At 60.0% G+C, this 12,017-nt stretch carries 9 protein-coding genes; 8 read left to right on the top strand and 1 reads right to left on the bottom strand.

Annotation, left to right across the window (positions count from 1 at the left end):
• The first annotated feature begins 416 nt into the window (after nt 1-416).
• Genes ACYVGC_RS10315 through ACYVGC_RS10290 form a run of 6 tightly spaced genes read left to right on the top strand, consistent with a single transcriptional unit; the run spans nt 417 to nt 7,484 of the window.
• A complete protein-coding gene (locus tag ACYVGC_RS10315) occupies nt 417-1,739 on the top strand; it encodes an inositol-3-phosphate synthase (RefSeq protein WP_460583742.1) in 1,323 nt (440 codons plus the stop codon).
• 15 nt (nt 1,740-1,754) lie between these two features.
• Nucleotides 1,755-2,204 carry a phosphatidylglycerophosphatase A family protein gene (locus tag ACYVGC_RS10310; protein WP_460583741.1) on the top strand — a complete coding sequence of 150 codons (450 nt, stop codon included), beginning with the start codon at nt 1,755-1,757 and terminating at the stop codon, nt 2,202-2,204.
• A gap of 22 nt (nt 2,205-2,226) precedes the next feature.
• A complete protein-coding gene (locus tag ACYVGC_RS10305; RefSeq protein ID WP_460583740.1) occupies nt 2,227-2,592 on the top strand; it encodes a GtrA family protein in 366 nt (121 codons plus the stop codon).
• Entirely contained in the window at nt 2,589-5,159 is a 2,571-nt protein-coding gene (locus tag ACYVGC_RS10300; protein WP_460583739.1) for a DUF5686 and carboxypeptidase-like regulatory domain-containing protein, read from the top strand. Before ACYVGC_RS10305 ends, ACYVGC_RS10300 begins: the two co-directional genes overlap by 4 nt.
• Before the next feature lie 12 nt (nt 5,160-5,171).
• Nucleotides 5,172-6,470 carry a DUF4833 domain-containing protein gene (locus tag ACYVGC_RS10295; protein ID WP_460583738.1) on the top strand — a complete coding sequence of 433 codons (1,299 nt, stop codon included), beginning with the start codon at nt 5,172-5,174 and terminating at the stop codon, nt 6,468-6,470.
• 48 nt (nt 6,471-6,518) lie between these two features.
• Entirely contained in the window at nt 6,519-7,484 is a 966-nt protein-coding gene (locus ACYVGC_RS10290) for a phosphatase PAP2 family protein (protein ID WP_460583737.1), read from the top strand.
• 16 nt (nt 7,485-7,500) lie between these two features.
• Here ACYVGC_RS10290 and ACYVGC_RS10285 read toward each other — a convergent pair whose 3' ends face one another.
• Nucleotides 7,501-9,498 (bottom strand): sialate O-acetylesterase, encoded by a 1,998-nt coding sequence (locus tag ACYVGC_RS10285; protein WP_460583736.1) that lies wholly within the window; start codon nt 9,496-9,498, stop codon nt 7,501-7,503.
• Between the two features lie 177 nt (nt 9,499-9,675).
• On the opposite strand from ACYVGC_RS10285, the gene ACYVGC_RS10280 reads away from it, so the two are divergent.
• Entirely contained in the window at nt 9,676-10,968 is a 1,293-nt protein-coding gene (locus tag ACYVGC_RS10280) for a sugar MFS transporter (RefSeq protein WP_460583735.1), read from the top strand.
• A 71-nt stretch (nt 10,969-11,039) separates the two neighbouring features.
• Nucleotides 11,040-11,969 (top strand): glycoside hydrolase family 43 protein, encoded by a 930-nt coding sequence (locus tag ACYVGC_RS10275; protein ID WP_460583734.1) that lies wholly within the window; start codon nt 11,040-11,042, stop codon nt 11,967-11,969.
• Nucleotides 11,970-12,017 lie beyond the last annotated feature (48 nt).

Raw genomic sequence — 12,017 nt, 5'->3', positions numbered from 1 at the left:
CCAACCCGGCCAGGTATTTTGCGTTGGGAGGGTTAGTTGGCTGGGTAACTTCTGGGCTGGGGCGCGGCAGTACGCTATTGCCACCGTTTTTTCTTAAAAAAACTTGCCTGATTCTTGCCCGCGCTGGCAAGTGGGACAGTCCCGCTTTCAAGCACCGCTTGGCAGCTGGGCGCGGCGTTACTAATTTGTTGCTCAATCATTTCTAGCGCACGCGGTGGAGCTCGGGCGGAAAGCGGGGCACTGGTAGGTAGAGCGTTTGGCCAGGGCGCGATGCATTCGGGCAATAACTTTGCACCCTTTATTGGTTATACTCTCCTAATGCGGATGAAGTATTTCTGATGCGCATCCGTCTTGCCATTCCAAAATACCTTTACCGGCCGCGTTTTACTACTGCGGCTCCGAATACTCATTTTCTAATGAAAGAACAAAAAGGGCCACTCGCGCCAGCCGAAGGCAAACTAGGTATCCTCCTTCCCGGCATGGGGGCCGTGGCTACTACTCTCATTGCCGGCGTGCTGGCCGTGCGCAAGGGCGACTCGCAGCCCATTGGCTCGCTCACCCAGATGGGTAAGATTCGCACGGCGAGCGGCAACCCTAAAATTAAAGACTTCGTGCCCCTCACCGACCTCCACGATATTGAGTTTGGCGGTTGGGACGTATACGAGGACAACGTGTACGAAGCCGCCCTCAACGCGGGCGTGCTCGACTACAAAACCCTGAAGGGCGTGCGCGCCGAGATGGAGGCCATCAAGCCCATGAAAGCGGCCTTCGACCTGCACTATGTGAAGAACCTCGACGGGACGCATATCAAGGAATACACGACCAAGCTCGACTTGGTGGAGCAGGTAATTGCGGACATTCGCAACTTTAAAGCCGAGCGCGGCTGCAGCCGCTTGGTGATGGTGTGGTGCGGCTCGACGGAAATCTATCACCAGCCCACCGAAACGCACCGCACGCTGGCCGCCTTTGAGGAAGGCCTGCGCACCAGCGCCTCCAACATTGCGCCGAGCATGATTTACGCCTACGCCGCCCTCAAGGAAGGCGTGCCGTTTGTGAATGGGGCCCCCAACCTGACCGTGGACGTGCCCGCCCTGCTGGAACTGGCCGCCCTCACCGGCACCCCGGTAGCCGGCAAAGACTTCAAAACGGGCCAAACCCTGATGAAAACCATCGTGGCTCCCGGCCTGAGCGCCCGCTCGCTGGGCGTAAAGGGCTGGTTCTCGACCAACATCCTAGGCAACCGCGATGGCCTCGTACTCGACGACCCGGACAACTTCCGCACCAAGGAGGTGTCGAAGCTGAGCGTGCTCGACAGCCTGTTTCACCCCGAGGAAAACCCCGAGCTGTACGGTGATATGTACCACAAGGTGCGCATCAACTACTACCCGCCCGCCGGCGACAATAAGGAAAGCTGGGATAATATCGACATTTTTGGCTGGATGGGCTACCCCATGCAGATTAAAATAAACTTCCTCTGCCGCGACTCCATCTTGGCGGCCCCGCTGGTGCTCGACCTGGCCCTGTTCATGGACCTAGCCAAGCGCGCCAACCTCACGGGCATTCAGGAGTGGCTGTCGTTCTACCTCAAAGCGCCGCAAACCGAAGCGCACCTGCGCCCCGAGCACGACATCTTCAAGCAGCTCGTGACCCTGCACAACACCCTGCGCGGGCTGATGGGCGAAGATGCCGTGACAGCCGCCACCGAAGAGGAGTACCAGGACGGCCCCGCAGCCCTCTAATAAGTTCTTCATCAAGTGTATAAGCAACTGGCCTCCGTCCTGGGCATCGGGTATGTCAAGGGCGGGGGCACTGTGGCGGCCGTGGTTACTTGCGTGGCCCTGTACTTGGCGCGCGCCAGTGAGCCCACCACGCTGCCCTGGCCAGCTAGCCTGCTCACGGTGGGCGTGCTGGCGCTGGGCACGTTGGCGGCCCAGCGCGTAGAGCCCCACTGGGGCAAAGACAGCTCCCGCGTCGTGATTGATGAGGTAGCCGGCATGTGGGTAACCATGCTACTGGTGCCCATCACAGGCCCGCGCCTGCTAGTAGGTCTGGTATTATTCCGTTTTTTCGACATACTCAAACCGCTGTTTATTAGAGATATGGAAAAGCTACCAGGCGGCGTGGGCGTGATGATGGACGACGTGCTGGCCGGCGTGTACGCCAGCTTGCTGCTGCAAGCCGGCGTGCGGCTGGGCTACCTCTAAGGCGGTGCGAGTTCGCCGGTTTTTGAAGGCACAGGCCGCTTCGGCGGCGGGCACGGGCGTCGATTTTCTGGTCACCATTGCCTGCGTCGAGGTGCTGCACAGCTGGTACCTGCTGGGTACCGTGCTGGGCAACGCAGCCGGGGGCCTGGTCAACTTTTATCTGGGCCGGTACTATGTGTTTCAGGCCCGTCAGCAGCAGGCAGACACTCAGGGAGTTAGGTATTTTTTGGTGTGGGTGGGCAGCATGCTGCTAAACGCGGCCGGGGTTTATCTGTTTACCCAGCTGCTGCACCTTAATTATGTGTATAGCAAGGTGATAGTGTCACTCGTGGTCGGCGTGGGCTTCAATTACTTCTTGCAGCTGTATTTTGTATTTAAAAAGTCATGAGGCGTTGGGATGACCGGCATTTGGCGGCAGCTGGGCTGCGCTGGCTGCTGTTGCTGCTGTTGGCCATACCCGCCGTGGGTCTGGCCCAAAACACCACCATTAGGGGGGTGGTTACTGATGCCAAAACGCGGGAGAAACTGCCCTTCGTGAGCGTGTCGGTGCCCCAATCTACCATCGGCACCAACACCGACGACCAGGGCCAGTTTACGCTGCAAGTGCCGGCCCAGTACACCAAAATCGTGTTTACGTACCTGGGCTATAGCTCAGTGACCAAGACGATTACGCCCGGCCAAGCGCTCACGCTCAACGTGCAGCTGGCCACCAGCACCGCCCTGCTCAACGAGGTGGTAGTACGGGGCACCAAGCCGCCGCGCTACAAAAACAAGGACAACCCAGCCGTGACGCTCATCCGCCACGTGATTGAGAATAAGGAGCAGAACCGGCCCGAGAGCTACCCCTACGTGGAGTACGACAAGTATGAGAAGATGAGCTTCTCGTTCAGCAACTTATCGGATAAATTCAAGAACCGGAAGATTTTCCGCAACTACCAGTTTCTGTTCAAAACGCAGGACTCAGCGGCGGCGGGCGGCGTCAATATTCTGCCTATCTACCTGGAGGAGAAGCTATTTCACGAGTACTACCGCAAGGACCCGGCCAAGCGCCAGACCGTGGTGCTGGGTAACAAGCAGGTGGAGTTTGACAAGCATTTCATTGATAATGAGGGCCTAAGCACCTACTTCAATCGAATGTACCAGGACATCGATATTTACGCCAACAATGTCTCGCTGCTTGGTAACCAGCTACTTAGCCCCATCGCTAACAGCGCGCCCACCTTCTACCAATACTACATTACGGATACCCTCCGGCAGCACGTGCCGCAGCTGATTGAGTTGAGCTTTTTTCCGCGCAACAAGGGCGACATGCTGTTTGCGGGCAAGCTCTACGTCACGCTCGACGGCAACTACGCCGTGCAGCAGGCCAACCTGTCGGTGGACAAGCGCATCAACCTCAACTTTGTCAAGAGCCTGAATGCCAGCCTGGAGTTTGCCGAGAACCCCGACAAGCGCTACCACCTGAGCAAGAGCTTTTTGGGCATCGACTTCGGCATTACGGAGAAGGGCTCGGGCTTCTATGGCGAGCGCACGGTGTCGTTCAGCAAGTACCTGATTAACAAGGCGCAGCCCGATAGCCTCTACAACGCCCCGCTGCGCGTAGCTACCGACAGCAGCGCCAGCCGGGGGGCCGCCTTTTTGCAGCAAAACCGGCCCGACAGCCTGAGCCAGGTGGAGAAAGCGATTTACCGCAACGTCGATACTTTGCAGACTATCAAGTCGTTCCAGCGTTCGCTCACGCTGTTTACGTTCTTATTTTCGGGCTACAAGTCGTTCGGGCCGTTTGAGGTGGGGCCGTCAAACACGTTCTACAGCTTCAACCCCGTGGAGGGCTTCCGGCTGCGGGTGGGCGGGCGCACCACCCCGGATTTTAGCAAGCGCATTTTCTTCGAAACGTACACGGCCTACGGCTTCAAGGACGAGAAGTGGAAGTACTTTCTGAGCTCCACGTACTCGTTCAATAACACGTCCATCTACAAGTTTCCGCAGCGCCTGCTGCGGGCCAGCTTCCAGCGCGATACGCGCATTCCGGGGCAGGACTTGCAGTTTGTGCAGGAGGACAACTTTTTGCTGTCCTTTAAGCGGGGCGTCAACGATAAGTACCTCTACAACGACGTATACCGGCTCGACTACGTCTACGAGTTCAACAACCACTTTTCTTATACGCTGGGGTTCAAGAAGTTGCAGCAGACGCCGGCCGGCGGCCTGTACTTCCGCAACGTGGTGAACGACCAGCCCAATAGCGTTACCAGCCTCACTACCACTGAATTGATACTGGGATTGCGCTGGGCCCCCAACGAGGCTTTTTACCAGGGCAAGCTTTACCGCACGCCCATTATCAACGCCTACCCCATTTTTTCGGCGCAGCTATCCCGGGGTGTCAAGGGGTTTTTCAACGGCGAATACAACTACACCAACGTGGCGGCCAACGCCACCAAGCGGTTCTATTTGTCGCAGCTGGGCCACGCCGACGTAACGCTGGAAGGCGGCTACGTGCTGGGCCAGGTGCCGTTTCCTCTGCTCGATGTGCACCGCGCCAACCAGTCGTACTCGTACCAGCTGAACTCGTACAACCTAATGAACTTCCTGGAGTTTTCGAGCGACCACTACGCCAGTTTATTCATCGACCAGAACTTCAACGGATTCTTCTTCAATAAATTACCCCTGATAAAGCACCTCAAGCTACGCGAAACTGCCTCGCTGAAACTACTCTACGGCGGCGTGCGCGACGAGAATAACCCGGCCAACCACCCCGAGCTGTACCAGTTTTTGCGCGATGCGCAGGGCCAGCCCATTTCGTTTATCCTGGGCTCGCAGCCCTACGCCGAAGCCAGCGTGGGCGTGGCCAACATTTTTAAACTCTTTCGGCTCGATATCGTCAAGCGCCTCACCTACCTGGATAATCCCAACGTAGCACAATGGGGCCTGCGCGGCCGCTTCAAGATAGATTTTTAATTTTTCAGCGCCATGAGTTTCGACGCTATTCGCACTGCCCTGCAAACCGGCATCTACGCGGTTATCAACCCCTTTGTGCGGCTGCTGGTGCGGCTGGGCTTCACGCCCAACGCCGTGACGCTCACCGGCTTTGTACTGAACGTGGGCGTGGCCGTGCTCTTCATCATCGGTGGGGAGGAGGGCAACCGCGGCGACCTGCGCTACGTGGGCTGGGGCGGGGCGCTCATCCTGTTTGCCGGGCTCTTCGACATGCTCGACGGCCAGGTGGCCCGGCTGGGCAACATGAAGAGCGAATACGGCGCGTTTTTCGACTCGGTGCTAGACCGTTACAGCGAGTTATTCACGTTTTTGGGCATCTGCTATTACCTGGTGGCGCACCACTACCTGCTGGGCTCGCTGGGCGCGTTCATCGCCCTCATCGGCTCCATGATGGTGAGCTATACCCGCGCCCGCGCCGAGGGCCTGGGCGTGGACTGTAAGGGCGGCCTCATGCAGCGCCCCGAGCGCGTAGTACTACTGGGCCTGAGCGCGTTGCTGTGCGGCCTCAGCTCCTACTGGCTGGGCGGCGACTACAAGCTGTTCGTGCCGGGCATACCGTTTCACGTGTTCGAAACAATGTCGATTCTCACCTTTCCCATCGCTATTCTGGCCGTGCTGGCCAACATCACGGCCGTGTCGCGCATCCTGCAAGCGAAGAAGGGCCTAAACCAAAAGGAAGCGTTGGCGGCCAGTACACCCGCTGCCGCCAGCCCTGCTCGCCCGGCTACCGCCGCGGCCGCAATTGTGGCCATCGGCTTGCTATTTAGCAACTTAACTCTGGGTGCCGCTACGCCGCAACAGACGCTCACGTTCCCGGTGCCCAAGGGCGTGGCCAACCAGCTATTCTACTTGCAGCGCGACCCCAACACCAACACTGTTATCTACCAACTCAACGTTGATAAAGCTGGTCAACTTGATGACGGTGAGCCAATTAAGGTATTCTGGATACGCTACGATGAAAACAGCGAGCGCAAAGACCTCAACTTCATTCAGCGCAAATTTGCCTACGGCCTCAGCGCCAAGAAGATAGCGACCAATAAATACGAGCTGAAGTTTGCCGCCTACGGCAAAGTACCGTTCATGCTCATGAAATCGGGCGTGGACAACGCCTTCCACGTGTACACCCTAGTAGCCAACAAGCAGATTCAGCTGGAGCGCGTGTACCTGCGCATCGAGGGCGGCACGTTTTGGGTACCCAACGTCAAATACATTGAGTTTAAGGGCCTTGACACGGCCACCCGCCAGCCCATTACCTCGCGCGTGGGCGTGTAGTGCCCCTGGCGGCGGCCCGGTTGGCCGGTTGCTCCTCCCCTTTTTCTTATGCTTCCTTCTTCTTCGAGCCCGGGGCGGCTGGCCCGGCCCGGTATTTGGCTGGTACCCGCGCTATCGGTGGCCTACCTGCTGTTTTCGTACCTGCTCATCGGCTTTCGACCCGAGCAATTGGTGCTGGTGGGCCTCTGCAACGCCTGCTACTTCCTGTCCAACACCACGCGCCGGCTCATCACCGGCTTTTCCATCTTCGTCGTATTCTGGATTCTGTACGACTACATGCGGGCCTTCCCCAACTACGCCTATCGGGCCGTGGACGTAGCCCATCTCTACCTCACCGAAAAGAGCTTGTTTGGCATCACGTACCAGGGCAAGCTATTGACGCCCAACGAGTTTTGGCTGCTTAATCACCGGCCTTTTCTCGACGTGCTGTGCGGCATTTTTTACCTGTGCTGGGTGCCCATTCCGCTGGCGTTTGCGGGCTACCTGTTCTTCACCAACCGCCGGCTGTTTTTTGAGTTTTCACTGACGTTTTTACTCGTCAACCTCATCGGTTTCACGCTCTACTACGTGCACCCGGCCGCGCCGCCGTGGTACGTGCAGCAGCACGGGCTCACCTTCCACCCGCTGGCGATGGGCAGCACGGCGGGGCTGGCCCGCTTCGACAGCTTTTTTGGGGTGAGCATCTTCCAGGGCATCTATGCCAAGAACGCCAACGTCTTCGCGGCTATGCCTTCGCTGCACTCGGCATACCCGGTTATTGTTCTGTTTTTTGCGGTGAAGAACAAATCCGGTTTTTTCAACCTGATTTTCTTCACTATCATGATAGGCATCTGGTTTGCAGCCGTTTACACCAGCCATCATTACACGCTTGATGTGCTGGCCGGCATTACTACGGCTCTCACGGGCATTGCCATTCTGCAATTGCTCTTAGCTAAAAGCCCGGCATTCAATCGGTTGATTGCCGCCTTTATGCAGGCCACGGCCCCACCAATTACTGCCAGCGAGGCCGCCTAGCCGCCGCAAGACACGATTACTTGCGGCCTTCCGTCACGCCCGGCCAAGTGTCGGTGCGGAAGGGCACGGCGGGCAGGCCCGCCTGGTTGTAGAGGTTGCCGGTGGGGCTATCGGCCCAGTCGTAGCGTACGGCTACGGGAGCGGGCACGGCGGCGCTTTTCACCACCACCTCGTTGCCCACGAGGCGGGCCGTGGCCCAGTGAAACTGGCGGTCGGCCCCGGCCACGGCAAAGCCTTGTAGGGCAGCGCTTTCCTTTACTACCAGCCCTTTTCCTACCGAACTGAATTTCAGTTGGATAGCCGAACCCTTCGTTATCAGACTAGCGTAGGTGGGGCCGCTGGCAGTGAGCTTGTTATCGCCGTAGGCAACGCGGCGGGCGGCCAGCGCCAGGCGGCGACCCACTTCCTGCTTGTTGTGGGGGTGAATGTCAGCCGGGTCACCAATATCGATGGCCGTGGCCATGCCGGTGCGGGGCAGGCGCAGGGCCTGCGCCTGGGCCTCGCGCAACTCCGCCCACGCCGACTCGCTAGGCTCAGGCTTAGTGGGCTGAAAATTAGCTAATTGCACAAAAAGGAAGGGCAGCTCGGCACCCCACTGCTGCCGCCAGTCGGCGATGAGGGCCGGGAAAAGCGTGCGGTACTGCGCAGCGCGGTCAGCGTTGCTCTCGCCCTGGTACCAGATTACGCCCTTGATAGCCAGCGGAATAAGCGGCGCAATCATGCCGTTGTACAGCGCCGTGGGGGCCATGTGACCACCGCCAACGTAAGGCGGCGTGGGGATTTCCTTGGGGTCGATGCCTACCTGGTATTGCCAGGGGCCGGCCAGGGGCAGCGACTGCCCCGCGCTACTCAGCGTCAGCTCGTCAGGCGTGCCCGCTACGCCCCCGCTGCCGCTCGTGTCTACCACCCGCACGGTAATCACGTTGCGGCCCGGCCGCACCAGCGCGGCGGGCACCTGGTAGCGCCGCAGCCGGTCGTAGCCATTCATTGCGCCCACTTTCACACCGTTGAAAAACGTGCTGTCGGCGTCGTCAATCTTGCCCAGCGAGAGCGTGAGGGGCTGCCCGGCCAGGGCGGGCGGCAGGTCAATTTCCTTGCGAAACCACACTACGCCGTCGTAAGTGCCTAGTCCCGGCTGGTATTCCCAGTAGCCGGGCAACGTCATGGTGGGCCAGGCGCGGGCATCGACCGTGGGCGCGGCCCAGGTTTGGCCGCCGGGTAGGTAGCCCTTATCGTAGGCGCGCACGTTGTGCAGCATGGCCTGCTGCTTGGCTTCGTAAGCGGCCTGGTCGTCGCGCAGGGTGGTGGTTTTGGTAGCGAAGCTGGCCACGCTGGGCGCAAACTCGGGCAGCGGTTGGAGGCCCTCGGCGCTGGTCCAGGCTTCGGCCAGGGTGCCGCCCCAGCTGCTCACTACTACGCCCATGGGCACTTGGTACTGCCGGTATAAATCGCGGCTGAAAAAGTATGCCGCCGCCGAAAACCCGGCCACCGTGGCGGGGCTGCACACCTGCCAGCCGGTGCCCGCCACCTCGGCCTGCGGGCGGTAGGCGGCCACCTGGTTGGCGGTGAAAAAGCGGATGTTGGGCCAGTTGGCGGCCGCTATTTCCTGGTCGGCGCGGTCGGTGGGCTGGTAGCCACCGGGGTTGCCGTCCTTCACCTTGAACTGCATGTTGGACTGCCCCGAGGCCAGCCACACGTCGCCAAACAGGATATCGTTGAGCTCCAGCGTGTTTTGGCCGCGCACCGTGAGGGTGTAGGGGCCGCCGGCCGGCGTGGCGGGCAGCGTAGCCTGCCAGCGCCCAGTGGCGTCGGGGGCGCTGGCCTGGTATGTCTTCCCCGCCAAGGTGAGTGCGACGGCCTCGCCCGGCGCGGCCCAGCCCCACACGGGCACCGGGCGGTCGCGCTGCAGCACCATGTGGCTGCCCACCAGCGCGGGCAGCCGCACGGTGGCCTGGGCCATTGGCACCAGTAATACGTTGATAATGAAGACTATCTTGAATTTTTTCGTAAGCATCAGCTAAGGATGGGGAATAGTGCTTGCCGTCGGCACGAAGGTCGGACCGCGGCGCAACTCAGGGCTGGTAGTTTTCCGGCAAATACGCGTACCGGCCGGTGGGCCCCCGGCGCGGGAACTAGGTGGTTAGGAGAGTAACGAATATCTTCGGGGCTTCGTCTTCCTTTTCTCACCCGCATGGCTGTTCCAATGTACTCCGCGCCGCCGCAGGCGGCCGGCTCCGATTCGCTCACCCCTACCCCACGCTACACCTCGGCGCTGAGCGCCGTTACCACGCTGTTTTTTCTGTGGGGCTTCATCACGTGCCTCAACGATATTCTCATTCCCTACCTGAAGGCCATTTTTCAGCTGTCCTTCGCGCAGGCCAACCTCATTAACCTGTGCTTTTTCGGGGCTTATTTTCTGATGAGCATCCCGGCCGGCAAGCTGGTGGCGCGGGTGGGCTACAAGCGCGGGATGCTGCTAGGCTTCGTGGTGGCGGCCGTAGGAGCATTTCTATTCTATCCGGCGGCGGCGCAACGGGTGTATGGGCTGTTTTTGGGGGCGCTGTTCGTGCTCGCTTCGGGTATCACTATTTTGCAGGTGGCGGCTAACCCGTACGTAGCCATTCTGGGGCCGGCGCGGTCGGCGTCGGCCCGCCTGACGCTCACGCAAGCATTTAACTCGCTGGGTACGTTTCTGGCCCCACTGCTGGGCAGCGCCCTGATTCTGAGCCGCCTGCCAAAACTCAACACGGTGGCCAGTGCCGCCAGCATCGACGTGACGGCCGTGCAAATCCCCTACCTGATTATCGGCACCGTGCTACTGCTTATCAGCCTGCTGCTGAGCCGGGTAAACCTACCCCAGATTGTGCCGGCCACCGAAGCCGCCGGCACCACTGTGGATGCCGGCTCTACGCGGGCCTGGCACTACCGCAACTTGGTGTTCGGCGTGGTGGGCATTTTTGCCTACGTGGGAGCCGAGGTATCCATTGGTTCGCACTTGGTCAGCTACTTGGCCTTACCCGATGTGATGGGCCTCGACCCAAAATCGGCCGGCGACCGGGTGGCGCTCTACTGGGGTGCCGCCATGGTAGGCCGCTTTGGCGGGGCATATCTACTCAACAAGGTTTCGCCGGCCAAGCTACTGGCAACCAACGCCATTTGTGCCGCCGCGCTAGTGCTCATCTCCATCAATACCGCGGGGGCCACTGCCATGTGGACCCTATTGGCCGTGGGATTAATGAACTCGATTATGTGGCCCGTGATTTTTCCGCTGGCGCTGGCCGGCCTGGGGCGTCACACCGAGGAGGGTTCGGGGCTACTGTGTACCGCCGTGGTGGGCGGCGCGCTGGTGCCACTGCTGTTTGGCACAATGGCCGACCACAGCGGGCTGCGCGTGGCGCTCCTGCTGCCGGTGCTCTGCTATGCTTACGTGGTGTGGTATGGCCTGCGCGGCAGCCGCCGACCGGGTGCAGTAGTAGCCAGCTGATTTTTACTATGAGAAAGTTATTCTGGCTCGGTGCCGTATTGCTCTGGGGCCAATTAGGCTTTGCCCAAAAAATGGCTTCAAAACGAGCCGGCAACCCCGTTTTCCCAGGCTGGTACGCCGACCCGGAGGCGGCCATTTTCAGCTCGCAGTACTGGATTTATCCCACGTATTCGGCCCCCTATGAGCAGCAAGAGCACCTCGACGCCTTCTCCTCGCCCGACCTTGTGCACTGGACCAAGCACCCGCGCATTATCGACACGGCCAGCGTGAAGTGGGCGCACCGGGCCATGTGGGCCCCCGCCATCGTGGCCAAGGGCGGCAAGTACTACCTGTTTTTTGGGGCCAACGACTACCACCCCGAAAAGCCCAATGAGCCGCCGGGCGGCATTGGCGTGGCCGTGGCCGACCAGCCGGCCGGGCCGTTCAAAGACCTGCTGGGGCACCCACTGGTGGGCACCATCGAAAACGGTGCCCAACCCATCGACCAGTTTGTGTTTAAAGACACTGACGGCAAGTATTACCTTATCTACGGTGGCTGGCAGCACTGCAACATTGCCCAACTCAAAGACGATTTTACGGGCTTCGTGCCCTTCGCCGATGGCAAGGTTTTCAAGTCCATCACGCCCGATAAGTATGTGGAAGGGCCGCTGATGTTCCGCCGCCAGGGCAAATACTACTTCATGTGGAGCGAGGGCGGCTGGACTGGCCCCGACTACTCAGTGGCATACGCGGTGGGCAGCTCGGCGTTTGGGCCGTTTCGGCGGGTAGGCAAAGTCTTGCAGCAGGACATGCAGGTGGGCACCGGCGCGGGGCACCATTCCATCCTCAACGTGCCGGGCACCGACCGCTGGTACATCGTGTACCACCGCCACCCGCTCGGCGACCCCGACGGCAACCACCGCGTGGTGTGCATTGATGAGCTGCACTTCGATAAGACTGGCCAGATTCTACCCGTCAAAATCACGACGCAGGGCGTGGCAGCCCAGTCCTTAGCTCGCTGAGCTAGGGTGGCGCAAGCGCCAAGCAAACATTGTACATTGCCTTTCAGC

This window comes from Hymenobacter arcticus (genome assembly GCF_054779975.1).
Note: the sequence above shows the minus strand (reverse complement) of the source record. Positions and strands in the feature narration are given on the sequence as shown.